This is a genomic window from Ruegeria sp. CDSC052 (genome assembly GCF_059610685.1).
Map to the genome: position 1 here is coordinate 198,491 of NZ_JBXWOB010000005.1, position 25,299 is coordinate 223,789.

Sequence of the window (25,299 nt, forward strand, 5' to 3'; positions counted from 1 at the left end):
CTGGAAATGAATTCCCCCACAAAGTAGGGTGACAAAGTTTCTTTAAATAATCAAAAAGCGAAATAATATTGCGCCTAAAATGTTGCATTTTGAGTGCAGTTTCACCCTGAATGCTCACATTGACTTCATAGCTGAAACAATGCGGTGCTGTCTGTGAAGGGCTTCACAACCAAGGGTATAATGCGGCATGTGGAAATCATCCGTATTTTGAAAAAACTCCGACCTGATTCGCCGATGGTTGAATTTCTTGCGGAATTGGATCACCTGCAATTTGCTGATACACGGGCCGAAAATCACAAAAGGATCCACGGTTTGCTGAGCTTCACAACCGTCGTCTATTCCAAAGACTTCCCCTTGCTTGAATTGCAGGCATTGTCTTTTGCCCGATTTGTTGACCCTGATCAGGTCGGCTCGATCCGGGTGATCATGAACGATGTGGACGAACCGGCACTGCGCGCGATGGTGGAACCGATTTTGGCTTCTTACGGTCCGTTGCGACCCAAAGTTGAAGTCCTGAGCGGCGATGACGTTTTGCTGGCTCCTGGGCAATGCGCGCGCCGGTCGATCTCGGACAGGATATTAGTCGAAAACCGATACCGCATTCCGGGCGCGCGCAAGGGTGGATGGCGTGGCAACAACGGATACCGGACACAGCAGGTTTTGAAATTGGGATCTGCTCGGGCTGCCTCGACAGAAAACATTGTAATACTGGACACCAAGAACCTGTTTCTGCGCCCCTTTCAGGAGGCCGAGTTTTTCTCGGACAGTGGTGCGGCGCGGATTCCGTTTATCGGTGTGAACAGCGATTATCACAGACGCTGGCTGGAACAGAGCTTTGATGCGCTGGGCGCGTCGATCCCGGAAACGGACGGTATACAGACAACAAATTTCGCAACGCCTTATCCTGTGCGCCGGTCGCTGATCCTGAATCTGCTGCAAGAGATAAATGCGCGCCACGGATCGGTTCAGTCGCTATTTGCCTCTCGCAGGCGCCCGTCTGAGTTTATGTTGTTGAATGCATTTTGTCTGAAATCCGAAGCCGGTTTTGCGCCTTGGTTCGAACCCTCGGGAAACACCAGCATAGGGCTGTGGCCATCCTTTTCAGCGCAGAAACTGACTGATGAGCTTTCCCGCCTGGACGATCCGGAAACTCTGACCCTAGGCTTGCATAACAGAGCGCTTTACAAGCTGCCCGCCGACATTCGAAACCGGGTGTTTCACGAGCTGGAAAGCCGCGGTATCTGCGATCGTTCCATCGCCGAGGCCGCCTTGAACAGAACCGCTGCTTTGACGGGGCAAGTCGAAGTGGGCGGATAACCGGCTTGACCCCCGGTCGAATTGCCGAGAGGGTCGCCACAAAACAAAACCAGCGGAGCAGACATGGCCAAGACACCACCGCCATTTGCGCTTTTTGAGTGGAAAATCGCTTGGCGATACCTGCGTGCGCGCCGTGCTGAAGGTGGCGTCAGCGTGATGACATGGATTTCGCTGATCGGGATTACCCTGGCAGTGTTTGCGCTGATCGCCACATTGGCCGTCAGGTCCGGTTTCCGGTCCGAATTTGTCGGAACCATTCTGGGGGCTAACGCCCATGTGACCGTGTATTCATCGGGTGAGTTCACTGCGCAGGGGCAGGTAGATCGCACTATTGCGGATTATACGGACATGGCCGACCGGATCGCTCAGGTTCCGGGCGTTCAGCGTGCAGCACCTTTGGTGAAAGGTCAGGTTCTGATCACCAATCGCGACCGCAGCAGCGGGGTTGAGGTATTTGGCATCCAGCCCGAAGATTTGCTGGAACTGCCCGGTGTCGCCGAAAGCGAACAGGCGGTTGGTGATCTGTCGATGTTTCAGAACGGCCAGGACGTCATTGCCATAGGTTCAGGCGTCGCGCGCAGCATCGGGGCGACGGTGGGCGATACCATCAAGCTGACCTCGCCCAATGGGGTGAAGACCGCGTTTGGCACCTCTCCCCGAGTGAATGCCTACCAGGTGGTTTATGTGTTTTCTGCTGGGCGTTATGACATCGACCGGACGCGGGTCTATATGCCCTTCGAACAGGCGCAGGGTTTTTTCAACCGCGAGGGTGTGGCTGATGAGATCGAAGTTATGGTTGACCGCCCCGAAGAACTGACGCCGATCCTGATCCCGATCCTTGAAGCCGCAGGCGAGCGCAGCCAGATCTGGACATGGCAGGATGCCTCGGGCGGGTTCCTCCGCGCGCTTGAAGTGGAAGACAACGTCATGTTCATCATCTTGTCGATCCTGGTTCTGATCGCGGCGATGAACATCGTCTCGGGTCTGATCATGCTGGTGAAAAACAAGGGTCGAGACATAGGCATCCTGCGCACGATTGGCCTGAGCGAAGGCTCGATCCTGCGCGTGTTCTTTATCTGCGGGGCATTTACGGGGATCATCGGCACTGCGTTGGGCGTGGTGCTGGGCTGTCTCTTTGCAATCTATATCGACCCAATCTTCAGTTTTGTGAACTTTGTGATGGGGGGCGGGGTTTGGGATCCGTCCATCCGCGGCATCTATGCGCTGCCTGCGGAGCTGCATCTGTCGGATGTGCTCAAGGCTGTTGGTCTTTCACTTGGGCTGTCCTTCCTGGTCACCTATTTCCCCGCCCGTCGCGCGGCGCGGCTGAACCCTGTTGAGGCGCTGCGCTATGAGTGATGTAATGATGCGATTGGCCGGTCTAACCAAGACTTATCTCAAAGGTAAGCCGGGTGAGGTTCAGGTATTGCGCGGTGTCGATTTGGACCTGCGTGCGGGCGAGGCCGTGGCTCTTGTGGCGCCCTCTGGTGCCGGTAAGTCGACGCTGTTGCATATTGCCGGATTGTTGGACACACCCGACACAGGATCGGTTGAGATTGCAGGCCAGAACGTGACCGGGAAAGGTGATCGCACGCGTACTGCCTTGCGGCGGCAGGATGTCGGCTTTGTCTATCAGTTCCACCATCTGTTGCCGGAATTCACCGCGCTGGAAAATATCACACTGCCGCAGCTGGCCAATGGCGTGTCCGAAAGGGCAGCCCAGGAACGGGCGATGTCCCTTCTGGATCATGTCGGCGTCGCCGCGCGCGCCGATCACCGGCCGGCCGCCCTGTCTGGCGGTGAGCAGCAACGCGTGGCCTTCTGCCGCGCATTGGCCAACAAACCTCGGGTTCTTCTTGCGGATGAGCCGACGGGCAATCTGGACCCTGAAACCTCGGATCAGGTGTTTGACGCTTTGATGGCTTTGGTGCGGGACGAGGGGCTCTCGGCCCTGATCGCCACGCATAACATGCAGCTTGCCGCCCGGATGGACCGAACACTGAGGCTGGACGGAGGCGCGCTTAGGCCAGTTGAGTGATGGCAACGCCTGCAGCCATCACTGCGATACCGCTTGCGCGAACCCAAGTCAGCGGGGTGACCTGCGCGCCAAACAAGCCGAAGTGGTCGATGGTTGCAGTGCTGACGAGTTGCCCAAGAAGGACAAAGAACACCGCGTTGCCGACCCCAAAATGTGGCGCAACATGGGTGATTGACAGAACGTAAAAGGCGACAAGCACACCGGCCAGAAGCAGGTGCTTGGGGGCATCGGCAATTTTTGAAAGGGCTCCAAAGCCGGGAAAAACCACCATCAACGCTGCACTTGATGCAAAGGCTATCGCAAACAGGACCACAGCCGCTGTTGTTGGCGACCCGATCAATTTGCCCAATGCGGCATTCAACGCGGCAAGGATCGGAACCCCAATTCCAGCCACAAGCATAATAGCAGCATATTGTGTCATGCGGTTTTCCTATTGCCTCGTTGATCTGGATCATTGCGCCAAGCCCAGGCACGGGCAAGCCTGAAAATGTCAAATCTGACAGGAGGATGTGATGATCAGACAGGCAATGGGGGCGCTATCGATAGCGGCGATTGTGACGGCGTCTCAGGTCAGCGCGCAGGATGCAGATACCGGCGCCGAGCTGTACCAGCATTATTGTGCAACCTGCCACGGGATCGACGCGACGGGCTATGGTCCAATGGCAGGCGTCCTTGTTATTCAGCCAACTGACCTGACGCGGCTAGCAAGCAGCGAAGGGGTATTCCCGACCGCTCGTGTTGTGGCGCGCATCGATGGACGAGACCCGCTGGTCAGCCATGGCAGCCCGATGCCAGTCTATGGACCGTATTTCGAAGGGCAGGATACGGCGATGAAAACACCAGATGGGCAGCCGATCCTGACCAGCCAGCCGATCGTGGATCTGGTGGCTTATCTGCAGACGCTGCAGGCCAACTGAACGTCACCGACAGATTCCTTCGATCTCGGCATCGGCCCAGGGGATGACCACTGCGCTTTCACGCTTGTCACCACGTAGCGGAGCCAGATCGAAATGTGCGCCCAGCATCTCGTGCAGACGTCTGGTGCGGGGTGCCGAAGGATCCAGCGCCCGGCAACAAATGTATTCTTCGACAATGGCGCCCTGCTGTTCGAACCCATAGGACAGGAAATCAGGCGAGCTCTCCAGATCGAATTGGTAGGGGTCGCTGTTGCCGCCATGCTCGGCTGCGGCGCGCAGCGGGTGATATCCGGTTTTCTTGCGGTTTTGCCATTGCCAGACATGGGTCAGTTCATGACCCAACAGCATCGCCGCGATCAGGCTCATCCGATCCGGGAATTCGGACATGTAGTCGTCCAGATACCAGTCCCGCGTGAAATAGACTTTGTTGAATAGGGCCACCGCTGCGGGTTTTGCGGTCACGATACCTTCCTGCGGGGCGGGCAAAATGCGTTCGCGGCAAGCAAGGCGTGACCGATCTTTACGATAGAAAGTTATTGGCGCAGCTGGTGCGCCTTCGACCAACCGCACTTTGTTGAGTTTCAGCGTATCACCCTGAAGTGTGCGGGTAAAAGCAGCCTCCTGATCAGTCAGGGGGCGACCGCAAGCGGTGAATACCAAAAGGGACGTCATCAAAATGAGGCGCAACATGACAAAAAATCTATTCTGGCAGCACTCGTGTGCAAATGGTTTTTTTACAGGCTCATTGCCAGGACGCGGCTGATTTCCGTCAGAGATCGCCCGGACTGTTCCATCCATGTGTTGAATGCCGCTTGAACCGAGGCCATGGCCTTTTTCGATGTCGGCGGCTTATCGACCACGCCCTCGGCCACCAGCCGTGCGGTCACATCCTGTGACAGGATGAAACTGTCACGCCCCGCAAATCGCATTGCATATTGCGCCGATGCGCCACCCAGACGCGACCCTCGCTTGCTCAGCATGTTCAGCAAACCGACATAGTCATCCGAAGGCCACCCTCCCAGAATCTTTCCGACGCCACCTTCTTGGCGCAGTTCCAGCAAAAAGGCGGCATTGTCGCGGACCGTGGCGATCTTGGTGCCATTGCGCACGATCCGAGTGTCCTGCAACAGAGCATCGAATTTTTCGTCGTCCATAAAGACGCAGCGTCCAATGTCGAACCCGTCAAAAGCGGTTTCGAACCCATCCCATTTGTTTTCGATGACCTTCCAGTTAAACCCGGCCTGAAAGATGCATTTCGTGATAATCGACAGCCAGCGATCTTCGGGCATTTCAGCCAGTTCCGCAGGGCTTTTGGGTTTGGAAAGCTTGTTGCTCAGGGCATCTGTCCCGCCGTGACGGCTGGCGGCTATGGCGAAAATCTCGTCGAAATGGCGCATTTGCAGAATCCTCCAAACCTAGCGTCGCGTTTTGCGGTCGGTGTTGCAAGGTGGCCCGGGACACATGCCTGCCAAGGTAAAAAAACATCCCAAGCCCAAAAGAAATGCTCGACAAAGTGGGTGATTCTGGTTTGTGATTGACTCGTCAATCAATATCCGCACCGCAATGCTGGGGAAATGCAGTGGGCGCGGGCGCCTAGCATGATGCTGAAAGAGGGGAAACACTTGGGCAAAGGGGCGAGTTATTCAGTGCCGCGCCGAACTGTCTGCTTCCCTTCTTCGCCAGTTTTTGTGCATGTTGCGACATGGATTTGTCACATGACAAGCCGACTGGCGCGTAACAGCGCGCCGGACCGGGCAAAACGAATATTGCAGGGAGAAAATCAATGAAAAAACTGAGTGTAAGCCTGATGGCGCTGACCGTTGCAGGCTCTGCCTATGCCGCCGAGATGGGGGCCGTGGATCAGCCGATCAAACTGGCGATCAACGAATGGACTGGCCAGCACGTGACCACCCATGTCGCGGGTGAGATGCTGAAAGCTGCCGGGTACAATGTGGAATATGTGACCGCAGGCATGATGAATCAGTTCCAGGCGCTGGCCGATGGTGACATCGACGCGACCCTGGAAATCTGGTCGTCCAACGTATCGGATGAATATTCCAAGAAGATCGACGAAGGCACCGTCGTTGAAATCGGCGATCTGGGCCTCGACGCCAAAGAAGGCATCGCCTATCCCGCGCATGTGGCTGATCTGTGTCCCGGCCTGCCCGCATGGGAAGCGCTGAAGGACTGCGCGCAGGTATTTGCGACGGCCGAAACGCTGCCCGGGGGCCGTCTGGTCGATTACCCGGCTGATTGGGGTACGCCCGGCGCTGACCGTATGGTGGGCCTGGATCTGCCGTTCAAAGCGGTTCCCGCAGGTTCCGAGGGGGCTTTGATAGCCGAGCTTCGGGCCTCGACCGAGCGCAACTCGCCGCTGCTGATCACCTTCTGGCAGCCGCATTGGGCTATGTCGGCCTATGATGTGCAATTCGTCGAACTGCCAGCCGGGGAAGACGCCTGTTTCACCGATCCCGCTTGGGGCCCGAACCCGAACGCTGTGAACGATTGCGATTTCTCGCCGTCGCGCATCTTCAAGGCGGGTTGGAGCGGCATGGAAGACAAATGGCCCGCAGCCTATGAAATCCTGACCAACTATCAGCTGGCGGTCGAAGATCAGCAGCCGATGATGGGTGCGATCGACGTTGATGGTGGTTCCGTCGAAGAGGTCGTCGCCGCTTGGATGGCTGAAAACGAAGGCAAATGGCGCCCTGTTGTTGACGCGGCAACGCAGTGAGCTGACATCAGTGACTGACGCAAATTCGCCAGCCATCGCCTGCCAGAATCTCTGGCAGGTGTTTGGCCCCGGCGCTGACAAAGCCCTGACCGACGCGCTGTCTCGGTCAGGGAATGACGCTGACAAAGCCGCAGCCGATCTGCGGGAAAACGGGTTCATCCCCGCCGTTCAGGATGCCAATTTCGAGGTCAAGGAGGGCGAGCTGTTTGTGATCATGGGCCTGTCCGGTTCGGGCAAGTCCACTTTGATCCGCTGTATCTCGCAGCTTTTGCCGGGCACGGGTGGCGAAATCCGTGTGGATGGCGAGAACGTCATCGGCGCGTCAAAGAAAGCCATGACCGAGCTGCGCCGCAAAAAGCTGGGCATGGTATTTCAGCATTTCGGCCTGTTCCCGCATATGACCGTTGCCGAAAACGTCGCCTATCCGCTGCGTGTTCAGGGTGTTAGCCGCAAAGAGCGGATGGCCCGTGCGCAGGAGGTAATCTCGTTGGTCGGTCTGGAGGGGCGCGAAGACAGCTTCCCGCGTCAGCTTTCGGGTGGTCAGCGACAGCGTGTCGGGATTGCCCGGTCTCTGGCCGTGAACCCCGATATCTGGTTTTTGGACGAACCGTTCTCGGCCCTCGATCCCTTGATCCGCCGTCAGTTGCAGGATGAATTCCTGCGCATTCAGGCGACGCTGCAGAAATCCATCGTCTTCATCACCCACGATATTCAAGAGGCGCTGAAACTGGCCGACCGGATTGCCATCATGCGCGACGGCAAGATAGTCCAGATCGGTACACCCACCGATATCGTACTGCGCCCGGTGGATGATTACGTGCGAGAGTTTTCAAAGGATGTCGCCAAGGGTCAGCATGCCAAGGTCGCATCGGTCATGCGCCAAGACGGAGAGCGGGGACCAGATGACCCTGGCCTGACAACCTCGATGACATTGGACGCTGCATTGGCGCATTGCATGGAGTTATATGAACCGGTGCCCGTCAGGGATGCCGATGGTAACATCGTCGGAACGGTTCATCCGTCCGATCTGGCCGCCGCCCTGCAGGTTGATGAAACATGACTGTAGCGACGGAAGTTTCTGTGCCGCAGGCGCGCCTGAGCATTGGCGCGCGCGCCGCACTGATCACAGTGATCGTCGGTGCGTTGTGTCTGGCGCTGGAAGGCGTCGCGCCCTGGCTGGTCAAATGGCCCGCAGGCTGGGAACTGCCTGCAACGCAATGGGTCGGCACGTTTCTGGACTGGTTCCTGAACGGGATCAAACCGGTGGCGCGGCTGTTTTCCGATCTCATGGCCTATCCCATGAACTGGGCCAACTTTGTTCTCGGCAATACGCCATGGCCCATCCTGATCGGTCTGGTGACTGCGCTGGGTTGGTATCTGGGCGGCTTGCCGATGGCGGCGCTGGGCTTTGTGGGCCTTAGCTTTGTGTTGGCATCGGGCTATTGGGCCGAAAGTATGAACACCCTGGCGTTAGTGGCCGTTTCCGTGCCGGTTGCGCTGATCATGGGCGGAGCTATCGGTATCCTTGCCAACGAAGTTCCGCGCGTGAAGTCATTTGTGCAGGCCGTGCTGGACGTGATGCAGACCGTGCCGACATTCGCTTATCTGACGCCGCTGCTGCTGCTGTTTGGTTTCGGTCCTGTGGTTGGGCTGATCGCCTCGGCCATCTATGCGGCCCCTCCGATGGCGCGCAACGTGATGTTGGGGCTGGAGCGGGTCGAACCGGAAATCAAAGAGGCTGCCATCATGTCCGGCGGCACGCGGTTTCAACAGCTGTTTCAGGTCGAGATCCCGGCTGCAGCCACGCAGATCATGGTCGGTGTGAACCAGTGCCTAATGGCTGCGCTGTCGATGGTTATCATCGCAGCCGTCATTGGCGGCTTCAACGATATCGGTTGGGAGGTTCTTCTGACCATGCGCAAGGCACAGTTCGGCGAAGCCTTGATGGCCGGTCTGGTGATCGTGGTCTTTGCCGTCGTCATCGACCGGATGAGCGGGACGCTGGCGACCGAACGTAAACGCTATGACCAGCGTGTCGCCTGGGCAGTAATTGGCGTTGCCGTGCTGTTCACCGCTGCCTTTTGGACCAGGCTGCCGAACCCGTCCGAACTGACCATTCTCGACCCGCTGGCCGGGGTGATTGACGGCGGGCTGACGGCGTTTACCCAGGCTAATGGGCCGTGGCTTGACGCGCTCAAGAACAACTCTTTGTTCTATGTGCTGCTGCCGCTTCGGATTGGTTTGGACCAGGCCGTGCTGCCGTTCACATGGGGTTTTCAGTGGACGCCCGTGATGAGCTATGGCCTGTTCGCCGCCGCCGCAGCGATTGCTGTGCTAATGGCATGGCGCGGACACCTGACCGGCGGGCTTGTGATGCTGATCCTGATCGGGATGCTCGAAACCGGCATTGCCAATCTGCCCTGGCCTTTCGTTCTGACTGCCGCCGCCGCGTTGGGGTGGGTGGCAGGGGGCTGGCGATTGGCGGCGCTTTCGGTCGGATTGCTCTGTACCATTCTTGTCTCGGGCCTGTGGGAACGCGCGCTGTTATCGCTGTATCTGAGCGGTGCTGCGGTGTTTTCTTGTGCCGTAGTCGGTGGTGTGATTGGTCTTGCCAGTGCAGTCTGGTTGCCTGTTTGGAAGGTGGTCCGCCCCGTCTGTGACATGTTGCAGACGATCCCACTGTTCGTGTTCCTGATTCCTGTGCTGATGGTGTTTCAGATCGGCGAGTTTTCGGCCTTTCTGGCAATCTGCGCCTATGCCGTTGTTCCGATGATCCGCTACACTCGGCACGGGCTGGTCAATACACCGGATGAGATGATGGAGGCCGCCATCTCTAGTGGCGCGACCGAGTGGCAGATCATGCGTGACGTGCGCGCGCCTTATGCTGCGCCGACTATCTTACTGGGTCTGAACCAGACCATCCTTTACGCCTTTGCCATGCTGGTGATCGCTGCGCTGATCGGAACCACCGGTCTGGGCCAGTCGATCTACCTTGCGCTGGGCCAGGCGGATGTGGGGTTGGGGATTTCAGCAGGGGCGGCGATGGCTATCCTTGCGCTGATAGCTGACCGCATCGTGCAGGGCTTTGCCGAGGAACGTCGCAAGGCGCTGGGCCTGTAAACATCGGCAGAAAGGCGGAACAACCGCCTCTCTGCCTCATTTGATTTCGGGCAAGGACGTTCCGGCGCCGGTAATTAAACCTGGCGCAAATGATCGGAGACTACCATGGCAGGCTGGCCCCTATTCTTTGCTGCACTGATAGCGTTTCTGGCGACCCATGCGATACCAGCGCGCCCCGCTGTGCGCGATCGTCTGATCACTACGTTCGGACGGCGCGGGTATTTCGTGGCTTATTCCATCTTGTCTCTGCTGGTTCTGGGTTGGTTGATCATCGCTGCAGCGCAAGCCCCGTATGTCGAGGTGATCCCACCCATTTGGATATTCCGCTGGATTCCCGTTCTGATGATGCCCGTTGTGTGCTGGCTCGCGGTTGCGGGCTTGACGATCCAGAACCCGTTTTCATTTGGTGGTTTAGGCCAGCGCCCGTTCGATCCGGAAAAGCCCGGCATTCTGCGCACCACGCGCCACCCGGTTTTGGTGGCGCTGTTGGTGTGGGCCGTCGCTCATCTGCTGGCCAATGGCAGCCTGTCCCACGTGATTTTGTTCGGTTTGTTTGCGGTATTTGCTGCGATGGGGCTGCCGCTGATTGATCGACGCAAATCCCGTCAGATGGGTGCTGAATGGGGTCGGCTGTCGCGCAACACTGCAAGGTTTTCTTTGCGTGCGCCACGCCCTTGGCCGCCTGTTTGGATCGGGTTTGTAGCGCTGGCGGCATTTGCAATCCTGCTTCACCTACACGAACCGGTGATCGGATTGTCTCCGCTGCCATAAGCTGAGTGGTGGTCGGGGCGGGTCGTGCGTGCTATTTGATGTTTCGAATTGTTGCGACAAGGGGATTTGCATGTACCTCGCCTATGTTACGACCACCGACCGCGGTGCAACCGACCGTCTGCTGAGCGCGGCTGCGGATCGCCTTTTGGCCGCAGATGCGCAGTTGGCGGGTGTGGTGCAAACCAACACCGAATGCGCCGACAGCAGCAAGTGCGACATGGACGTCCGTGTCCTGCCAGAGGGAGAGACCATCCGGATTTCGCAATCTTTGGGTACACAGTCGCGCGGCTGCCGTCTGGACCCTGCGGCACTTGAGCGGGCAGTTGGATATGTGACGGCATCGCTGGCAGAGAATCCCCATTTGCTGATCGTTAACAAGTTCGGCAAGCACGAGGCGGATGGGCGCGGTTTTCGCCCGGTCATCGCTGAAGCACTGGCGCAGGACATTCCGGTTCTTGTCGGGGTGAACGGCTTGAACGCGGCTAAATTCGAAGAATTCACGGGCGGCGGTGCCGAGCAGATTGAGCCTGACCTTGAGGCGATCTTGGCCTGGTTTGACTGGGTCACTGCGCAACGTGAAGCTGCCGCCTGACAGAACGGTCATAAGGCGGGGCCATCGGTCCTGCCAATTTCTGCATGGTGCGGTGTGATCAGCCATCCATCATTCGCGCTGGCAAAGCTTGCTGGATGTCTGGAAGAAAATGGTGGGCGACCCTGGAATCGAACCAGGCGTGCGTCTCCGCGAGGGAGTTACAGTCCCCTGCCACACCTTGCGGCCTGTCGCCCACTGTCAGGCGTTGCACCTGACGTGGAGGCGTGATTACTAGCGCTCTAAAGGAGCGTCAACAGGAAAATACTGCTTTGACGCAGGAAACCGAATTCGCGGCCCGGAGGCCAAAGAAATGAAGAAACCCAAGTGGGTCGTCGAAAAAGAACAGGCGCGCAAAGCTGCCGCATCCGAAACTGTTTGGCTGTTTGGTCTGCATGCGGTGCGGGATGCGCTGATGAACCCAAACCGCACAAAATTGCACCTGATTGTGACGCGGAATGCGCGGGACAAGCTGGTGGAAGCCATTGAATTTGCAGGTATTGAGCCCGAGATGGTTGATCCACGCAAATTTACCGCTCCGATTGACCCGGGGTCGGTTCATCAGGGCGCGGCCCTTGAGGTTAAGCCTTTGGAATGGGGTGGTCTGGCGGAAAACTGCATCGGGCGCGAACACCCGCGCATCATTTTGTTAGACCGCGTGACCGACCCCCATAATGTCGGAGCGATTCTACGGTCAGCTGAGGTTCTTGGAGCCAGCGCTGTAGTCGGTATGCGCCATCACGCGGCGCCGGAAACTGGCGCGCTGGCCAAGACCGCCAGCGGCGCACTGGAACGTCAACCCTATTTGCGGGTGCGTAACCTGGCTGATGCCATTGTCGAGTTGCAGGGAATGGGGTTTCTGGTTCTAGGACTGGACGGCGAGGCGGACGACACGATCGAGGCCGCCTTGAGAGGTAACCCGGACCAGCCAGTGGCATTGGTGTTGGGCGCAGAGGGGCCGGGCCTGAGGCAAAAAACCAAAGAAACCGTCGACAAGTTGGTCAAAATTGACGCTGTGGGCGGGTTTGGTTCTCTCAATGTCTCAAATGCGGCGGCGATTGCCCTATATGCTTCTAGGCAAAGATAACGACAGGAGAACGCCATTTCCACGCCATCCAAAATTGCGACCTGCTGTTACTGTGGGACCCGGGCAGCGCTTGTTCTAAAAGGCACGCAGCGCCAAGAGCTCAGTTGTTCAAGCTGCGGTGCCCCGCTGCATAACCTCAAGATGATGCCAAAGCGCAAACTGGACGATGCCAAGGCGAACCGTCAAACAGCCAAGCAGGATCGTCCCTACAAGAGCAAAAAGAAGAAAAAAGGCGTTTTCTCACGGGTGCTGGATGAAGCCTGGGATGTGATCGAGGACATTTTCGACTAAAGGCTGGCGTTGACGGTTCGAATGTTCACAAGCGCGTTAAAAGGGGTTTCAGTCGCGATAATAAATTGCATCTTGATACCCTGAGTTTCTATTTGTGATCCGATGACCATGAACAGACGTTTCCTTTTTGGCGCGATTGCCGCCTTTGTGATTGCTCTTCCTGCGTTTGCGCAGGATCTGCCCGTCTTCTATCGGACGGACGGTGCAGCCATGGCCGGATATGATGCGGTGTCCTATTTCAATGGCGAAACACCTGTTCGGGGTCAGCCTGAATACGCGGTTATGTGGAAAGGCGCCGAATGGCACTTTGCCACCGCTGAGAATCGGGATGCGTTTGAGATGAATCCGCGTGCCTATGCACCTCAGTTCGGCGGGTACTGCGCCTTTGCAATGGCGCAAGGAGAGCTTGTCAGCACCGATCCGACTATTTGGCAGGTGATTGACGGTCGGCTATATCTAACCCACTCGCCAGAAATCGAGCGCATCTGGCAACGCGATACCGCAGCTTATATCCGCGAGGCCGAGGCGCATTGGCCAAGCGTTCTGTATGAATAACAGGGCGGCGGTCGTTTTTTTCTGATCTGTCATCACAAAATTGCGCGCTACCTCTTTTTTTCTCTGAACTCATGCTTAAATGTCACAGTGACCGCGGAACGGAACTGCCGCGGGTCATTTCACTGTCCCTCGTTCCAACAACTGGCGCTCAGGTATTCCTGGGCGCTTTTTTCTTTTGGAAAGGGCGACTAGGGTGCGCAAATGACTGAATATTCCGATGATTTCCTGACCCAGATTCTAAAGCGTACCAAAACCATTGCGGTGGCGGGCGTGTCGATGAATCCGGTGCGACCCAGCTATTATGTGGCGCGGTATTTGTCACTCAGGGGATACAAAGTGATCCCTGTTAACCCCGGCCATGCGGGCAAGATGCTGTTTGGCCAGACAATCCGTGCGTCGCTATCCGAGATTTCCGAACCGGTAGACATGGTCGATATCTTTCGCCGATCCGAAGCTGTACCACCCATAGTGGACGAGGCGCTTGAGGCGTTTCCCAATCTGCGCACAATCTGGATGCAGATTGGAATAGAACATGCCACGGCTGCGGCCACAGCGCAGGCGCGCGGGGTGGATGTCGTGATGAACCGCTGCCCGAAGATCGAATATCAGCGTTTGTTTGGCGAATTGCGCATGGGTGGTTTTGCCACCGGAATGATTTCGTCGAAACTCTGAGCGGTTATTCACCGAGATATGGTTGCAGTTCGCCGAATTGTTCCAAACGCCGCTTTTCCAGAACCACTTCGCGCGGAACCCAGTCATAGCGCGTGTCTTGTGGTAAGGGCGTCCAGTACAGCACGCCGCCATAGCGCCAGGGGTCCAGCACAACACCGTCATACATTGTCTCGCCTTTGCGACTGATGATTGCCGTGCTGTGGTCGATCCGGAACGGGTTGTCGGCATTAGCGATGGCGCGGTGCATTTCCAGCGTCTGGAAGTTTTCCTGATCCAGCCGCCGTTCGATATCCTCGGCCCAGTGCCAACACAGTCCTCGCGGCTTCAGGCCCTTGTTGACTTTGGCATTGTGGATCAGTGGCGGGTCGGTGATCTGATATTCCTGAGCCAGTTGATCGGTGTAGGCATAGGCAATGCGCGCGGCGCGGTTGGCCTCTTCAGGGTCGATGTCAGGCCCGAGGTTGCGGATTTCAGACGCCAGGCGCTGAACTTCATCACTGGTGGACGGCGGGGCAATTGCGCAGGACCCCAGAACGGCTAGCGCCAGTCCAAATACCAAAGCTCTGATCATCTGCGCGCCCTTTGACCTGCGAACCTGTCAGGATCAGAATAAAGGATCGACAACACCTGCGTCACCCCTTGGGTCGCGCGGCCTTTTCCGCGATGCCGCTGGTGCCCTGACGCCGGACCAGTTCGGCCAACACATCATCCAGCGCCACATCGCGCGCGGCCAGCATGACCAGCAGGTGATACAGTACATCCGCCGCCTCTGAGGTCAGCTTGGCCTGGTCGCCCTTGACCGCCTCAATGATGGCCTCAACCGCTTCTTCGCCGAATTTCTCGGCGCATTTCTCGGGGCCATTGGCCAACAGCTTGGCGGTCCAGCTGCCTTCAGGATCCGTCCCTTTGCGGGCCTCAATCGTTTGGGCCAGGTCGTGCAGAATGCTCATGTCAGCCTCATCGGGATGCCAGCGGCAGCCATGTGTTCCTTGGCCTCGCGGATGGTGAATTCGCCGAAGTGAAAGATCGATGCGGCAAGGACAGCGCTGGCACCGCCTTCGGTGACGCCTTCGACCAGATGATCCAGAGTTCCAACCCCGCCCGAGGCGATCACTGGTACATTCACAGCATCCGAAATGGCGCGTGTCAGCGGCAAGTTGAACCCGGCTTTGGTACCATCGCGATCCATCGAAGTCAGCAGAATCTCACCCGCGCCCTTGGCGACGACGGTTTTGGCGAACTCAACCGCGTCGATGCCGGTGGGCTTGCGTCCGCCATGAGTGAAAATTTCCCACTTGCCAGGGCTGACGGTCTTGGCGTCGATGGCACAGACGATGCACTGGCTGCCGAATTGATCGGCGGCTTGGGCGATCACATCCGGGTTTGCCACTGCCGCTGAGTTGAAGCTGACCTTGTCTGCACCGGCCAGCAACAGAGCGCGCACGTCTTCCTTGGTCCGCACGCCGCCGCCAACGGTCAGGGGTACAAAGCACTGTTCCGCTGTGCGCTGCACCACATCGAACATGGTCCCGCGGTTTTCATGGGTGGCATGGATGTCCAGAAAGCAAATCTCGTCAGCGCCAGCCGCGTCATAGGCCTTGGCGGATTCCACCGGGTCACCCGCATCGCGCAGGCCAACAAAGTTAACACCTTTGACAACGCGGCCATCGGCGACATCCAGACAGGGTATGATACGGGTTTTCAGCATCTCTCGTCCTTTGTTGGCGCACCTCTAACGGCAAAGCCCCGCCGATGCCAGACTTGTGATTGTCACAACTCTGGAACCTGTGAAAACTGTCCCCAATTCATCAGGAGATCAATGAGATGCGTAGACTCTTTCTAGCAACCACGTTCATTTTCGCAGGAGCAGCTGCCGCAATGGCTGACGATATCATCAAGATGAAGACCGACAAATCGGTGACCCAGGCGCTGGACGCGCTTGAGACGGCGATTGGCAACGCTGGTGCAACGGTTTTTGCGCGGGTTGACCACGCGGCCGGGGCCGAAAAAGTCGGAACGCCGATCCCGCCCAATCAGGTGCTGATTTTCGGCAATCCTGCGCTGGGTACGCCTGCAATGCAGATCGACCCGCGTGCCGGACTGTTCCTGCCGCTCAAGGTGCAAGCGTATGAAGATGCCGACGGTCAGGTTTGGCTGATCTATGAAGATCCAAAAGAGACGATGGATGAGTTCGACGCGGTCGAAAACTCTCCCATCATCGAGAAAATGCGCGGGGCGCTGGCAAAGCTGACTGCGGCTGCAGCGCAGTAAATCAGGACAGGGCGCGAATGGCCTCTGCCAGGTCAATCGCGCCGTCATACAGCGCCCGGCCGGAAATCGCGCCGTTCAATTCCACACCGCAATCACGCAGAGCGATCAGATCATCCAATGAGCTGACGCCGCCTGAAGCGATCACCGGGATCGATACGGCACGGGCCAAGTCCGCGGTGGCCTCAATGTTAGGGCCCTGCATCGCGCCATCGCGGTTGATATCGGTATAGATGATTGCAGCAACGCCGGCATCCTCGAAGCTGCGCGCCAGATCAGTGACCTGCACATTCGTCTCTTCAGCCCAGCCTTTGGTCGCGACCATGCCGTTGCGGGCATCAATGCCAACGGCAACTTTGCCGGGAAAGGCTTTGGCCGCCTTGCGCACCAGATCCGGGTTCTCGACCGCGATTGTGCCCAGAATCACTCGGGCCAGACCTTTGTCGATCCAGGTTTCAATGGTGGCCATGTCGCGGATACCGCCGCCAAGCTGGGCGGGAACGTTGCATTCCTTCAGAATTGCCTCGACTGGGGCGGCGTTGACCGGCTCACCGGCAAAGGCACCGTTCAGGTCAACCAGATGTAGCCATTCGCACCCCGCGTCGACAAAGGCACGGGCCTGGGCGGCGGGGTCTTCATTGAACACGGTCGCTTTGTCCATTTCTCCGCGCAGCAGGCGCACGGCCTGTCCGTCTTTGAGGTCGATGGCAGGATAGAGGATCATGTTGTCAGGCCTTGAATCGCTGTTTTCCCGGCGGGATATCGCACAGGCAGGGCAGGGGATGCAACGCGACGCAAAGTCAATCTTGCCCCACGTCCACCAGCGCGCCAGACTGCTGGTCAAATAGGGAGGATTTTATGAAGAAAACAACTTTTGTAGCAGCCTTGGGGCTGGCATCACTGATTTCGGGAGCGGCGATGGCCGACCCGGTTGACGGTCTTTGGAAAACCCAGCCCGGAGACACCGGCGGATATCTGCATGTTTCGATCGCCGAATGCGGCAGCGCGATTTGCGGTACCATCGATACCGCTTTTGACAAAGACGGGAATGAACAGTTGGAATATGAAAACCTCGGCAAGCAGATCATCTGGGATATGGTGTCCGATGGCGACGGCACCTATGGCGGAGGCAAGATCTGGGCTCCGGACAGAGACAAGACCTACAGCTCGAAAATGACCTTGGACAGCCAGAACAAGCTGACCGTCAAAGGTTGTGTTGCGGGTGGATTGGTGTGTCGCGGGCAGGACTGGACACGGGTTCAGTAACCGCTCAGGGCGTCCAGGTCAGGAAATTCCCGATCATGCGCAGGCCCACATCCTGGCTTTTCTCAGGATGGAACTGCATCCCGACCATAGTGTCACGGCCAATTACGGCCGTGACGTCCTGACCGTAATCCACATAGGCCAGACGCTGTGCCGGATCGCTGACCCGGAAATGGTATGAGTGGACGAAATAGGCGTGATCGCCTGACTTGACCCCGGCAAAAACCGGGTGGTCGCTTTCCAACACCAGATCGTTCCAGCCCATATGGGGCACTTTCAGCGATCGGTCTGACGGCGCGATCTGCACCACATCCCCAGCAATCCAGTCCAACCCATCGGTGTCAGTGTACTCATGACCTTTCGAGGCCATCAGCTGCATACCCACGCAGATACCCAGAAATGGGCGAGCTTTCTGCTCGACCGCTTCGACCATCGCGTCATAGATACCCTTGTGCCCGCGCAGCTCGGCCGCGCAGGCAGGGAAAGCGCCGTCACCGGGCAGCACCAGCCGGTCGGCGCGCGCCACGACATCCGCGTCTGAAGTTACTACGACCTCGCCGGCGTCCAGTTCCCGCGCCATGCGCTGAAACGCCTTTTCAGCGGAATGCAGATTGCCGCTTTCATAGTCGATAATGGCGGTGAGCATTTACAACGCGCCCTTGGTCGAAGGAATCGCATCTGCTTTGCGCGCATCGGTCTCAACCGCGTCGCGCAATGCGCGCGCGACAGCTTTGAACGCCGCTTCTGCGATGTGGTGGCTGTTGAACCCGTGCAACTGGTCGATATGCAGCGTGATGCCGCCATGAGTGGCCAGCGCCTGAAAGAACTCGCGCACCAGTTCAGTGTCGAAGGTGCCAATCTTGGGAGTCGGCAGGTCTACGTTCCAGATCAGAAACGGTCGCCCTGACAGATCCAGCGCACAGCGCACCTGTGCATCGTCCATCGGCAGGTGACATTCGCCATACCGCCGGATGCCCTTTTTGTCGCCCAAGGCCTGTGTCAACGCTTGCCCCAGTGCGATTCCGGTATCCTCGACCGTGTGGTGGTCGTCGATGTGGTAATCGCCCTTGGCGCGGATCGTCATGTCGATCAGAGAATGGCGCGCTAACTGATCCAGCATGTGGTCAAAGAAACCGACGCCGGTCTGATTGTCATACTGGCCAGTCCCATCCAGATTGACCTCGACCGTGATCTCGGTTTCGGCGGTCTGACGGCTGATCTTTGCGCTGCGCATGGGCGAATTCCTTTTACTACAGGCGTGCTTATAGACGGGGTAGGGCGGGTTGATCCAGACCATCCGTCGCAATCGCCGCAAACTGTTGCAGGGGATTGCGCCCGGGCGCAGCCCATGTCAGCCTGCGGCCAACTCAACCAACAAGGCCCGGCCCATGTCCACCTGTGTTTTCATCCAGATCCGCTGCAAACCCGGCACCACTTACAAGGTGGCTGAAGAGATCGCGTTGCGCGAAATCCACTCGGAGCTCTACTCTACCAGCGGCGAATATGACCTGCTGCTGAAGCTTTACATCCCCGAGGCCGAGGATGTGGGACATTTCATCAATGAAAATCTGCTGGTGATCTCGGGTATAGAACGCTCGCTGACCACAATGACGTTCAAGGCCTTCTAGCCCTGCTCAAACGTTGTCACGCGGAAGATTCGGTCCGGGTCGTGATCGGAGTACTTCGGCGCGGTGTCAAAGACGTTCTTATGCGCCGTCCGCGCGGCCAATGTGAAGGTGGCTTTGTTCGGTTGCGGCATATGAACATATACGCGGGTCATGCTTTTTCAGCAGGCCGCGCCATAAGAAAACAGCGTTGAGTGAGAGGGTTTGTATCTGGAGCGGGCGAGGCGATTCGAACGCCCGACCCTAACCTTGGCAAGGTTATGCTCTACCCCTGAGCTACGCCCGCATCAGATACATATTTGGTCCGGAGACCTCTCAATGGAGCGGGCGAGGCGATTCGAACGCCCGACCCTAACCTTGGCAAGGTTATGCTCTACCCCTGAGCTACGCCCGCGCCGTTGAGTGAGGCGTGAAGTATTAATTCTGGCGGAAAGCTGCAAGGGGAAAAACGCGACTTTTGCAAAAAATCTTCTCGTGCGGAGGAAATCCAGACAGACTTGACCTCGCGTAGCAGCAGCCCGGTTCAACTGGACCGGTCGAGATTCCGCGTTAAGCTTTGCCCAGAGCTTAGGAATATTAATAGACGGAGCCACCCATGCTGACAATTACACCGGTTTATGCGGCATTAGCCGCCTTTTTGTATCTGGCGCTGAGCCTTCGGGTCATTGGCCACCGACGGGGCGAAAAGGTTTCCTACGGGGATGGTGGCAAGGGGCAAATGATCAAGGCGATCCGAACTCATGGAAATTTCGCGGAATACGCGCCGTTTGCGCTGTTATTGATGGCGATGGTTGAATTGCAGGGCGCCAGCGGGTTGCTGTTGAACCTGTTGGGATTGGCCTTGCTGGGTGGTCGCCTGCTTCATGCATATGGGTTTGGCAGGTCTCCGCAGATCGTTATCCTCAGGCAAATCGGAATGCTGCTGACATTTGGTTCAATCTTCGTAGCTGCAATAGCCAATATTGTGCTGGCGGTGTGAGCGCGGTGGGTCGCACACGCCGAAAAAAGCCACCATTTTACCCAAATTCAATTATTAACTAACTGTCAACGTTAACTCAGGTGCTTGATTTTGTGGTATCTGCTGCCACTGCTCAAGAAGGACAGGTGAATAATATGAAACGGTTCTTGTTACTTTCGCGTGTAGTTGCGACCTCATTTCTGCTGCTTGGCGCTGTAAGCTTTGTGGCAGTTGTTGCCGTACCTGATATGGCCATCGCCAAAAATGGTGGCGGCAAAGGTAATGGCGGTGGCAAAGGCAATGGTGGTGGAAATGGGAACGGCGCGGATAAGTCTGGCGACAAGTCCTCACAGGTGAAAGGTGGCAAGTCCTTGGGTAAAAAGGGGACTGGCAAAGGGTTGCTCGCCAGTCTTGGCCTGAAAAAGCAAAAAACTGCCAAAACGGGCGCTACGACTCAAAAGAAAAACGGGCTGGTCGCTTCGATTGGTAATCTGGTCAAGGGCAATAAGAAACCTGCCAAGATGACCAAAGTTACCACTCCTGTCGTTGATGAGGAGCCGGTTCACCCCAACAAGCACGGCAAAATTGCATCGGAGCTTAAAGGTCTGAACGCAGCCCATGCCAGCCAAACGGCTCTTATGAATGCGTCCCCGAACAGTATGCCAGGAAAACTGTACTCTTATCAGCAGAGCATTCTTGGTCATACCGATGCGGCGACAGATCTGCAGGATAAGACGGATGAACTGGAAGACCTGCAGGAACTGACCGCAGAAGAGATCGAAGAGGCCTATGAGCCGACCGAGGACGAGCTTACCGAGGGCATCACCGCTCAGGACAAGTACGACGACGCGGTCGAAGAGGCTGCGCTGGCCGTAGAGGAGGCCGAGACAAACCTGGCCGGATCTTCTGACCCGCAAGAGGCTCTGGATATTCTGACCGGCGGTCGCGAGTTGTCTGACGACGCCCTGAACGAGCTGCACGACCTGCTGGGTCTGCCGGCGCTTGCGGATTATGATGTTTCTGATGATGAAACAGAAAAGGCATTGGTCGAAGATGAGGTTGAAGAAGAAACCGTAGACGGCTGAACCTTAACCCGATGAAATGGAAAAGGCGCGCCCCAGAGGCGCGCCTTATTTTTTTGCTATTCCAGCTCGATCAGCAGGTCCTTGGCGTCAATTTGGCCGCCTGGCTGAACGTGGATGGCTTTGACTACGGCGTCCCTTTCGGCGTGAATGCCAGTTTCCATCTTCATGGCCTCGATGGTCAAAAGCATATCGCCTTCTTTGACCTCTTGTCCCGCAGTAACCGCAACGGTTGCCACGACACCCGGCATCGGTGCGCCGATATGTGCGAGGTTGCCGATTTCCGCTTTGGGTCGGGCCTGCGTGGTTGACGTCACCAGACGGTTTGGCACCCGGATCACACGGGGTTGACCGTTCAGTTCAAAGAACACTTTGACCTCACCATTTTCATCGGTTTCACCGATGGCCTGACAGCGAATCTCAAGAGTCTTGCCAGGATCGATTTCCGCGGCGATCTCTTCGCCGGGCTCCATTCCATAGAAGAATGTGCGCGTGGGCAGGGTGCGGACGGGGCCATAGATCCGATGGCGACCCATGTAATCAAGGAACACCTTGGGATACATCAGGTATCCGTTCAGATCCTCGTCGTCGACCTCTTTGCCGTCCAGTTGTTTGGATAGCTCGGCGCGCGTTTCCTCCAGATCGACCGGGGGTACGTCTTTGCCGGGGCGGTCAGTGTTGGGGCTTTCGCCCTTAAGCGCCTTGCTGATGATCGCATCAGGGAACCCGCCCGGAGGCTGCCCCAGATTGCCGCGCATCATGTCGATGACCGAATCCGGGAAGGCCACGTCCGAGTCCGGGTTTTCGACATCGGCGCGCGTCAGCCCCTGGCTGACCATCATCAGCGCCATATCGCCAACCACTTTTGACGAAGGCGTGACTTTGACGATATCGCCGAACATCTGGTTCACGTCCGCATACATCTGCGCCACTTCATGCCAACGCTCTTCCAGGCCAAGGCTGCGCGCCTGAGCCTTGAGGTTGGTGAACTGGCCACCGGGCATCTCGTGCAGATATACCTCGGATGCAGGGGCCTGCAGGCTAGATTCAAAGGCCGCATACTGGCCTCGGACCACCTCGAAATAGTCGCTGATTTCGCGGATGGCCTTGATGTCCAGACCGGTGTCGCGTTCCGTATGGCGCAGCGCTTCGACCACAGTGCCCAATGTCGCCTGAGAAGTGTTGCCACTGAAGCTGTCCATCGCGCAGTCCACTGCGTCCACACCCGCCTCGGAGGCGGCCAGAATGGTGGCGCTGGCGATACCGGCAGTGTCGTGCGTGTGGAAGTGGATTGGCAACCCGACCTCTTCTTTCAGCGCACGGATCAAAATCTTGGCCGAGGCTGGTTTCAGCAGGCCGGCCATGTCTTTCAGGCCCAGAATATGAGCCCCGGCATCGCGGAGCTCTTTCGCCATGCCGACATAGTATTTTAGGTCATATTTGGCACGGTTCGGGTCCAGAATATCGCCAGTATAGCAAACGGTGCCTTCACAGATTTTACCGTTCTCGACCACCGCATCCATCGCGACACGCATATTTTCGACCCAGTTGAGAGAGTCGAAGACGCGGAACACGTCGATATTTTCTGACGCCTGACGAACGAATTCCTGCACCACGTTGTCGGGGTAATTGGTGTATCCAACCCCGTTTGCACCGCGCAAAAGCATCTGGGTCATCAGGTTCGGCATCACCTCGCGCAGGTCACGCAGACGTTGCCACGGACATTCCTGCAAGAACCGATAAGCCACATCGAAAGTGGCGCCGCCCCAGCATTCGACGCTGAACAGCTGCGGCAGGTTGGCCGCATAGCTCGGGGCCACTTTGATCATGTCGATCGACCGCATCCGCGTCGCCAGCAGCGACTGGTGCCCGTCGCGCATCGTGGTGTCGGTGATCAGCAACTGGCGCTGAGCCTTCATCCAATCGGCCACCGCCTGCGGGCCCTTTTGTTCTAGCAGATTGCGGGTGCCCATCTGCGGTTCACTTTTCAGAGCCGGGGCCTTGGCCTCTTTCAGATCGGTACGCGGTTCGGGACGATCCTTGGTTTCGGGATGCCCATTCACGGTGATATCCGCAATATAGGTCAGAACCTTGGTGCCCCTGTCACGGCGTCGTTTAAAGGTGAACAGCTCGGGCGTCGTGTCGATGAACTTGGTGGTGTATTCATTCGACAGGAAGGTCGGGTGTTTCAGCAGGTTGATGACAAAGTCGATATTGGTGCTGACGCCACGAATACGGAACTCGCGCAGCGCTCGGTCCATTCGCGAAATCGCGGCCTGTGGCGTCGGGGCCCAGGCCGTGACCTTGGTCAGCAGCGAGTCGTAGTACCGCGTGATTACACCACCCGCATAGGCCGTGCCGCCATCTAGGCGAATACCCATGCCAGTAGCCGAGCGGTATGCGGTGATGCGACCGTAGTCGGGAATAAAGTTGTTCTGTGGGTCTTCGGTTGTGATCCGGGTCTGAAGGGCATGACCGTTCAGGTGCACATCCGCTTGGCTGGCGGCGCCGGTGGCTTCGGCCAACGATTTGCCCTCGGCGATCAGGATCTGTGCCTGCACAATGTCGATACCTGTGACTTCCTCGGTGACGGTATGTTCCACCTGAACGCGCGGGTTCACCTCGATGAAGTAGAACTTGCTGGTTTCCATATCCATCAGGAACTCGACGGTGCCTGCGCATTCATAATTTACATGGGCGCAAATCTTGCGGCCCAGTTCGCAGATTTCCGCGCGTTGTTCTTCACTGAGATACGGGGCAGGCGCGCGTTCCACGACTTTCTGATTACGGCGCTGGACCGAGCAGTCGCGCTCATACAGGTGGTAAATTTCGCCATGTTTGTCGCCCAGAATCTGCACCTCGACATGGCGGGCGCGGATAATCATCTTTTCCAGATAGCCCTCGCCATTGCCAAAGGCAGCCTCGGCTTCGCGGCGGCCTTCCAGGACTTTTTCTTCCATTTCGTCCTCGGATTCGATTGGGCGCATGCCGCGGCCACCTCCGCCCCAGGATGCTTTGAGCATCAGGGGATATCCGATCTCTTTGGCTTGTGACCGGATCGCGTCCATATCGTCGCCCAGCACTTCGGTCGCTGGGATCACCGGAACTCCGGCGGCGATGGCCACGCGGCGGGCGCTGGCCTTGTCGCCCAAGGCGCGCATGGTTTCGGCCTTTGGTCCAATGAAGGTGATCCCGTTCTGGACGCAGGCATCCACGAAATCTGGGTTTTCCGACAACAAGCCATAGCCCGGGTGGATGGCATCCGCACCACATTCCTTGGCCACGCGAATAATCTCGTCAATGCTGAGGTAAGCCGCAACCGGCCCCATCCCCTCGCCGATGCGATAGGCCTCGTCCGCCTTGAAACGGTGCAAGCCAAGCTTGTCCTCTTCCGCATATATGGCGACTGTGCGTTTGCCCATCTCATTCGCTGCGCGCATCACGCGAATGGCAATCTCGCCGCGGTTGGCGATCAGGATCTTGTCGAAATGTGTCATATCAGGTCCCGGTCCTGTTTGTTTGGCGAACTTCTAGGCGAACAATACGCGCAGGTATATCGGTGATTTGGGTAGAACCGGCATGTTAACGCTCGCAAACGCCTCCTGTTGGTGAATGTTTGATAGCCTTGCTGCGCTGCGGCATCAAGACTGGTGAATTGCGGCGTGATTTGGTGTGTTCATTAAGGACTTTTTGGCCACGGTCGGCAGATGCTTTGCCAAGTTTCGACTTAGCCGGCAAGTTGCGCGCATGGTCGTGCCGGGTGCCGAGCCGATTGATTTCAAGCACGTTGGGAATGAAAGGCCTGACCGCGCCCGGTTTTCGTGGATGTGCAGCCCCGAGAGGTTTTGGGCAGATCGTTTGCGTTCCGCTTGCCTCAAATCATTGCGTTACTTCTTTATCCGATCCTCTGAAAGATCACCGACCGTTTAAGAGTCTAGGCTCCAGACTCATTGATTTACAGCCAGAATAGGACTGTAGCAGCGAGAGCGATGGCCGAGAGGAATACCTTTGG

At 57.4% G+C, this 25,299-nt stretch carries 29 protein-coding genes and 3 tRNA genes; 18 read left to right on the plus strand and 14 right to left on the minus strand.

Translation table 11 applies throughout. The annotated features are described in order from the left end of the window. Window positions 1–234 precede the first annotated feature (234 nt). The 3 genes from AC2FIM_RS11235 (at window position 235) to AC2FIM_RS11245 (ending at window position 3,355) form a co-directional block, all read left to right on the plus strand. Window positions 235–1,317 carry a DUF6492 family protein gene (locus AC2FIM_RS11235; RefSeq protein ID WP_271949479.1) on the plus strand — a complete coding sequence of 361 codons (1,083 nt, stop codon included), beginning with the start codon at window positions 235–237 and terminating at the stop codon, window positions 1,315–1,317. 63 nt (window positions 1,318–1,380) lie between these two features. Further along, entirely contained in the window at window positions 1,381–2,676 is a 1,296-nt protein-coding gene (locus AC2FIM_RS11240) for a lipoprotein-releasing ABC transporter permease subunit (protein WP_271949481.1), read from the plus strand. Then, the gene (locus AC2FIM_RS11245) at window positions 2,669–3,355 is read left to right on the plus strand and encodes an ABC transporter ATP-binding protein (RefSeq protein WP_281972747.1); all 687 of its coding nucleotides are present in this window, start codon (window positions 2,669–2,671) and stop codon (window positions 3,353–3,355) included. The genes AC2FIM_RS11240 and AC2FIM_RS11245 overlap by 8 nt, the downstream gene beginning before the upstream one ends. Here the strand turns inward: AC2FIM_RS11245 and AC2FIM_RS11250 are convergent. Continuing rightward, window positions 3,339–3,776 carry a DMT family transporter gene (locus tag AC2FIM_RS11250; protein WP_496706574.1) on the minus strand — a complete coding sequence of 146 codons (438 nt, stop codon included), beginning with the start codon at window positions 3,774–3,776 and terminating at the stop codon, window positions 3,339–3,341. The two genes, AC2FIM_RS11245 and AC2FIM_RS11250, sit on opposite strands and share 17 nt — an antisense overlap. Before the next feature lie 91 nt (window positions 3,777–3,867). Here AC2FIM_RS11250 and AC2FIM_RS11255 point away from each other — a divergent pair, with 91 nt between their 5' ends. Continuing rightward, window positions 3,868–4,272, plus strand: a complete 405-nt coding sequence (locus AC2FIM_RS11255; protein ID WP_271949485.1) for a c-type cytochrome — start codon at window positions 3,868–3,870, stop codon at window positions 4,270–4,272. Between the two features lie 3 nt (window positions 4,273–4,275). On the opposite strand, the gene AC2FIM_RS11260 is transcribed toward AC2FIM_RS11255, so the two are convergent. Together AC2FIM_RS11260 and AC2FIM_RS11265 are read right to left on the minus strand one after the other, a co-directional pair. Then, window positions 4,276–4,962 carry a hypothetical protein gene (locus tag AC2FIM_RS11260; RefSeq protein ID WP_496708136.1) on the minus strand — a complete coding sequence of 229 codons (687 nt, stop codon included), beginning with the start codon at window positions 4,960–4,962 and terminating at the stop codon, window positions 4,276–4,278. A gap of 44 nt (window positions 4,963–5,006) precedes the next feature. Next, on the minus strand, window positions 5,007–5,669 hold the full coding sequence (locus tag AC2FIM_RS11265; protein WP_496677736.1) for a DNA-3-methyladenine glycosylase I: 663 nt from the start codon (window positions 5,667–5,669) through the stop codon (window positions 5,007–5,009). A gap of 386 nt (window positions 5,670–6,055) precedes the next feature. Between AC2FIM_RS11265 and AC2FIM_RS11270 the strand changes: the two genes are divergently transcribed. The 5 genes from AC2FIM_RS11270 to AC2FIM_RS11290 all read left to right on the plus strand — a co-directional run bounded on the left by AC2FIM_RS11270 (window position 6,056) and on the right by AC2FIM_RS11290 (window position 11,489). Continuing rightward, window positions 6,056–7,006: an ABC transporter substrate-binding protein gene (locus AC2FIM_RS11270; protein WP_496677737.1), complete on the plus strand. Its 951-nt coding sequence runs from the start codon at window positions 6,056–6,058 to the stop codon at window positions 7,004–7,006. A gap of 10 nt (window positions 7,007–7,016) precedes the next feature. After that, window positions 7,017–8,066 carry a quaternary amine ABC transporter ATP-binding protein gene (locus AC2FIM_RS11275; protein ID WP_496677738.1) on the plus strand — a complete coding sequence of 350 codons (1,050 nt, stop codon included), beginning with the start codon at window positions 7,017–7,019 and terminating at the stop codon, window positions 8,064–8,066. Next, on the plus strand, window positions 8,063–10,126 hold the full coding sequence (locus tag AC2FIM_RS11280; RefSeq protein ID WP_496677739.1) for an ABC transporter permease: 2,064 nt from the start codon (window positions 8,063–8,065) through the stop codon (window positions 10,124–10,126). The genes AC2FIM_RS11275 and AC2FIM_RS11280 overlap by 4 nt, the downstream gene beginning before the upstream one ends. A gap of 105 nt (window positions 10,127–10,231) precedes the next feature. Then, window positions 10,232–10,897, plus strand: coding sequence for an NnrU family protein (locus AC2FIM_RS11285; protein WP_142636854.1), 666 nt, complete (start codon window positions 10,232–10,234; stop codon window positions 10,895–10,897). A 70-nt stretch (window positions 10,898–10,967) separates the two neighbouring features. Continuing rightward, entirely contained in the window at window positions 10,968–11,489 is a 522-nt protein-coding gene (locus tag AC2FIM_RS11290) for a DUF2478 domain-containing protein (RefSeq protein WP_496677740.1), read from the plus strand. 110 nt (window positions 11,490–11,599) lie between these two features. Here AC2FIM_RS11290 and AC2FIM_RS11295 read toward each other — a convergent pair. After that, window positions 11,600–11,683, minus strand: a tRNA-Tyr gene (locus tag AC2FIM_RS11295). A 116-nt stretch (window positions 11,684–11,799) separates the two neighbouring features. Here AC2FIM_RS11295 and rlmB point away from each other — a divergent pair. The 4 genes from rlmB to AC2FIM_RS11315 all read left to right on the plus strand — a co-directional run bounded on the left by rlmB (window position 11,800) and on the right by AC2FIM_RS11315 (window position 14,091). Next, window positions 11,800–12,573 (plus strand): 23S rRNA (guanosine(2251)-2'-O)-methyltransferase RlmB, encoded by a 774-nt coding sequence (gene rlmB / locus AC2FIM_RS11300; RefSeq protein ID WP_496677741.1) that lies wholly within the window; start codon window positions 11,800–11,802, stop codon window positions 12,571–12,573. 15 nt (window positions 12,574–12,588) lie between these two features. Continuing rightward, window positions 12,589–12,864 carry a hypothetical protein gene (locus AC2FIM_RS11305; RefSeq protein ID WP_271949529.1) on the plus strand — a complete coding sequence of 92 codons (276 nt, stop codon included), beginning with the start codon at window positions 12,589–12,591 and terminating at the stop codon, window positions 12,862–12,864. A 108-nt stretch (window positions 12,865–12,972) separates the two neighbouring features. After that, window positions 12,973–13,419 (plus strand): YHS domain-containing (seleno)protein, encoded by a 447-nt coding sequence (locus tag AC2FIM_RS11310; RefSeq protein WP_496677742.1) that lies wholly within the window; start codon window positions 12,973–12,975, stop codon window positions 13,417–13,419. A gap of 201 nt (window positions 13,420–13,620) precedes the next feature. Continuing rightward, a complete protein-coding gene (locus tag AC2FIM_RS11315) occupies window positions 13,621–14,091 on the plus strand; it encodes a CoA-binding protein (protein ID WP_271949505.1) in 471 nt (156 codons plus the stop codon). 4 nt (window positions 14,092–14,095) lie between these two features. On the opposite strand, the gene AC2FIM_RS11320 is transcribed toward AC2FIM_RS11315, so the two are convergent. The 3 genes from AC2FIM_RS11320 to hisF all read right to left on the minus strand — a co-directional run bounded on the left by AC2FIM_RS11320 (window position 14,096) and on the right by hisF (window position 15,799). Continuing rightward, on the minus strand, window positions 14,096–14,662 hold the full coding sequence (locus AC2FIM_RS11320; RefSeq protein WP_142636866.1) for a hypothetical protein: 567 nt from the start codon (window positions 14,660–14,662) through the stop codon (window positions 14,096–14,098). Window positions 14,663–14,723: 61 nt separating this feature from the next. Beyond that, window positions 14,724–15,041 (minus strand): phosphoribosyl-ATP diphosphatase, encoded by a 318-nt coding sequence (locus AC2FIM_RS11325; RefSeq protein ID WP_271949507.1) that lies wholly within the window; start codon window positions 15,039–15,041, stop codon window positions 14,724–14,726. Beyond that, window positions 15,038–15,799, minus strand: coding sequence for an imidazole glycerol phosphate synthase subunit HisF (hisF, locus tag AC2FIM_RS11330; protein WP_271949509.1), 762 nt, complete (start codon window positions 15,797–15,799; stop codon window positions 15,038–15,040). Before hisF ends, AC2FIM_RS11325 begins: the two co-directional genes overlap by 4 nt. 116 nt (window positions 15,800–15,915) lie before the next feature. Between hisF and AC2FIM_RS11335 the strand changes: the two genes are divergently transcribed. Then, complete coding sequence (locus AC2FIM_RS11335; RefSeq protein WP_425596240.1) at window positions 15,916–16,362, plus strand: DUF302 domain-containing protein; 447 nt, start codon at window positions 15,916–15,918, stop codon at window positions 16,360–16,362. Window position 16,363: 1 nt separating this feature from the next. On the opposite strand, the gene hisA is transcribed toward AC2FIM_RS11335, so the two are convergent. Continuing rightward, window positions 16,364–17,083 carry a 1-(5-phosphoribosyl)-5-[(5-phosphoribosylamino)methylideneamino]imidazole-4-carboxamide isomerase gene (gene hisA / locus AC2FIM_RS11340; protein WP_142636874.1) on the minus strand — a complete coding sequence of 240 codons (720 nt, stop codon included), beginning with the start codon at window positions 17,081–17,083 and terminating at the stop codon, window positions 16,364–16,366. 134 nt (window positions 17,084–17,217) lie between these two features. On the opposite strand from hisA, the gene AC2FIM_RS11345 reads away from it, so the two are divergent. Then, a complete protein-coding gene (locus tag AC2FIM_RS11345; protein ID WP_271949514.1) occupies window positions 17,218–17,625 on the plus strand; it encodes a DUF2147 domain-containing protein in 408 nt (135 codons plus the stop codon). A gap of 4 nt (window positions 17,626–17,629) precedes the next feature. On the opposite strand, the gene hisH is transcribed toward AC2FIM_RS11345, so the two are convergent. Together hisH and hisB are read right to left on the minus strand one after the other, a co-directional pair. Beyond that, complete coding sequence (gene hisH, locus AC2FIM_RS11350) at window positions 17,630–18,268, minus strand: imidazole glycerol phosphate synthase subunit HisH (RefSeq protein ID WP_271949515.1); 639 nt, start codon at window positions 18,266–18,268, stop codon at window positions 17,630–17,632. Further along, a complete protein-coding gene (hisB, locus tag AC2FIM_RS11355; RefSeq protein ID WP_142636880.1) occupies window positions 18,269–18,856 on the minus strand; it encodes an imidazoleglycerol-phosphate dehydratase HisB in 588 nt (195 codons plus the stop codon). 154 nt (window positions 18,857–19,010) lie between these two features. On the opposite strand from hisB, the gene AC2FIM_RS11360 reads away from it, so the two are divergent. Beyond that, on the plus strand, window positions 19,011–19,250 hold the full coding sequence (locus AC2FIM_RS11360) for an Lrp/AsnC family transcriptional regulator (protein ID WP_142636899.1): 240 nt from the start codon (window positions 19,011–19,013) through the stop codon (window positions 19,248–19,250). Here AC2FIM_RS11360 and AC2FIM_RS11365 read toward each other — a convergent pair. From AC2FIM_RS11365 to AC2FIM_RS11375, 3 genes are all read right to left on the minus strand, one after another. Continuing rightward, window positions 19,247–19,402, minus strand: coding sequence for a hypothetical protein (locus AC2FIM_RS11365; RefSeq protein WP_185956685.1), 156 nt, complete (start codon window positions 19,400–19,402; stop codon window positions 19,247–19,249). The two genes, AC2FIM_RS11360 and AC2FIM_RS11365, sit on opposite strands and share 4 nt — an antisense overlap. Window positions 19,403–19,458: 56 nt before the next feature. Beyond that, a tRNA-Gly gene (locus tag AC2FIM_RS11370) sits at window positions 19,459–19,533 on the minus strand. 33 nt (window positions 19,534–19,566) lie between these two features. Beyond that, window positions 19,567–19,641: transfer RNA gene (locus AC2FIM_RS11375), tRNA-Gly, on the minus strand. A gap of 201 nt (window positions 19,642–19,842) precedes the next feature. Between AC2FIM_RS11375 and AC2FIM_RS11380 the strand changes: the two genes are divergently transcribed. Both AC2FIM_RS11380 and AC2FIM_RS11385 read left to right on the plus strand, forming a co-directional pair. Continuing rightward, entirely contained in the window at window positions 19,843–20,226 is a 384-nt protein-coding gene (locus AC2FIM_RS11380) for an MAPEG family protein (RefSeq protein WP_142636882.1), read from the plus strand. Window positions 20,227–20,360: 134 nt separating this feature from the next. Then, window positions 20,361–21,290: a hypothetical protein gene (locus tag AC2FIM_RS11385; RefSeq protein WP_496708138.1), complete on the plus strand. Its 930-nt coding sequence runs from the start codon at window positions 20,361–20,363 to the stop codon at window positions 21,288–21,290. Between the two features lie 56 nt (window positions 21,291–21,346). Here the strand turns inward: AC2FIM_RS11385 and AC2FIM_RS11390 are convergent, their stop codons facing one another. Continuing rightward, window positions 21,347–24,784: a pyruvate carboxylase gene (locus tag AC2FIM_RS11390; RefSeq protein WP_496677743.1), complete on the minus strand. Its 3,438-nt coding sequence runs from the start codon at window positions 24,782–24,784 to the stop codon at window positions 21,347–21,349. Window positions 24,785–25,299: the final 515 nt, after the last annotated feature.

Excerpts from the sequence above, each read along its gene's own strand:
- AC2FIM_RS11250 (WP_496706574.1), bottom strand. The coding sequence starts at position 3,776 with ATGACACAATATGCTGCTATTATGCTTGTGGCTGGAATTGGGGTTCCG.
- AC2FIM_RS11385 (WP_496708138.1), top strand. The coding sequence starts at position 20,361 with ATGAAACGGTTCTTGTTACTTTCGCGTGTAGTTGCGACCTCATTTCTG.
- hisH (WP_271949515.1), bottom strand. The coding sequence starts at position 18,268 with ATGCTCACCGCCATTATCGACTATGAAAGCGGCAATCTGCATTCCGCT.
- AC2FIM_RS11245 (WP_281972747.1), top strand. The coding sequence starts at position 2,669 with ATGAGTGATGTAATGATGCGATTGGCCGGTCTAACCAAGACTTATCTC.
- AC2FIM_RS11285 (WP_142636854.1), top strand. The coding sequence starts at position 10,232 with ATGGCAGGCTGGCCCCTATTCTTTGCTGCACTGATAGCGTTTCTGGCG.
- AC2FIM_RS11235 (WP_271949479.1), top strand. The coding sequence starts at position 235 with ATGGTTGAATTTCTTGCGGAATTGGATCACCTGCAATTTGCTGATACA.
- AC2FIM_RS11380 (WP_142636882.1), top strand. The coding sequence starts at position 19,843 with ATGCTGACAATTACACCGGTTTATGCGGCATTAGCCGCCTTTTTGTAT.
- AC2FIM_RS11240 (WP_271949481.1), top strand. The coding sequence starts at position 1,381 with ATGGCCAAGACACCACCGCCATTTGCGCTTTTTGAGTGGAAAATCGCT.
- hisF (WP_271949509.1), bottom strand. The coding sequence starts at position 15,799 with ATGCTGAAAACCCGTATCATACCCTGTCTGGATGTCGCCGATGGCCGC.
- AC2FIM_RS11360 (WP_142636899.1), top strand. The coding sequence starts at position 19,011 with ATGTCCACCTGTGTTTTCATCCAGATCCGCTGCAAACCCGGCACCACT.
- hisA (WP_142636874.1), bottom strand. The coding sequence starts at position 17,083 with ATGATCCTCTATCCTGCCATCGACCTCAAAGACGGACAGGCCGTGCGC.
- AC2FIM_RS11255 (WP_271949485.1), top strand. The coding sequence starts at position 3,868 with ATGATCAGACAGGCAATGGGGGCGCTATCGATAGCGGCGATTGTGACG.
- AC2FIM_RS11260 (WP_496708136.1), bottom strand. The coding sequence starts at position 4,962 with ATGTTGCGCCTCATTTTGATGACGTCCCTTTTGGTATTCACCGCTTGC.
- rlmB (WP_496677741.1), top strand. The coding sequence starts at position 11,800 with ATGAAGAAACCCAAGTGGGTCGTCGAAAAAGAACAGGCGCGCAAAGCT.
- AC2FIM_RS11390 (WP_496677743.1), bottom strand. The coding sequence starts at position 24,784 with ATGACACATTTCGACAAGATCCTGATCGCCAACCGCGGCGAGATTGCC.
- AC2FIM_RS11290 (WP_496677740.1), top strand. The coding sequence starts at position 10,968 with ATGTACCTCGCCTATGTTACGACCACCGACCGCGGTGCAACCGACCGT.
- AC2FIM_RS11315 (WP_271949505.1), top strand. The coding sequence starts at position 13,621 with ATGACTGAATATTCCGATGATTTCCTGACCCAGATTCTAAAGCGTACC.
- AC2FIM_RS11320 (WP_142636866.1), bottom strand. The coding sequence starts at position 14,662 with ATGATCAGAGCTTTGGTATTTGGACTGGCGCTAGCCGTTCTGGGGTCC.
- AC2FIM_RS11325 (WP_271949507.1), bottom strand. The coding sequence starts at position 15,041 with ATGAGCATTCTGCACGACCTGGCCCAAACGATTGAGGCCCGCAAAGGG.
- hisB (WP_142636880.1), bottom strand. The coding sequence starts at position 18,856 with ATGCGCAGCGCAAAGATCAGCCGTCAGACCGCCGAAACCGAGATCACG.
- AC2FIM_RS11335 (WP_425596240.1), top strand. The coding sequence starts at position 15,916 with ATGCGTAGACTCTTTCTAGCAACCACGTTCATTTTCGCAGGAGCAGCT.
- AC2FIM_RS11270 (WP_496677737.1), top strand. The coding sequence starts at position 6,056 with ATGAAAAAACTGAGTGTAAGCCTGATGGCGCTGACCGTTGCAGGCTCT.
- AC2FIM_RS11265 (WP_496677736.1), bottom strand. The coding sequence starts at position 5,669 with ATGCGCCATTTCGACGAGATTTTCGCCATAGCCGCCAGCCGTCACGGC.
- AC2FIM_RS11345 (WP_271949514.1), top strand. The coding sequence starts at position 17,218 with ATGAAGAAAACAACTTTTGTAGCAGCCTTGGGGCTGGCATCACTGATT.
- AC2FIM_RS11310 (WP_496677742.1), top strand. The coding sequence starts at position 12,973 with ATGAACAGACGTTTCCTTTTTGGCGCGATTGCCGCCTTTGTGATTGCT.
- AC2FIM_RS11365 (WP_185956685.1), bottom strand. The coding sequence starts at position 19,402 with ATGACCCGCGTATATGTTCATATGCCGCAACCGAACAAAGCCACCTTC.
- AC2FIM_RS11280 (WP_496677739.1), top strand. The coding sequence starts at position 8,063 with ATGACTGTAGCGACGGAAGTTTCTGTGCCGCAGGCGCGCCTGAGCATT.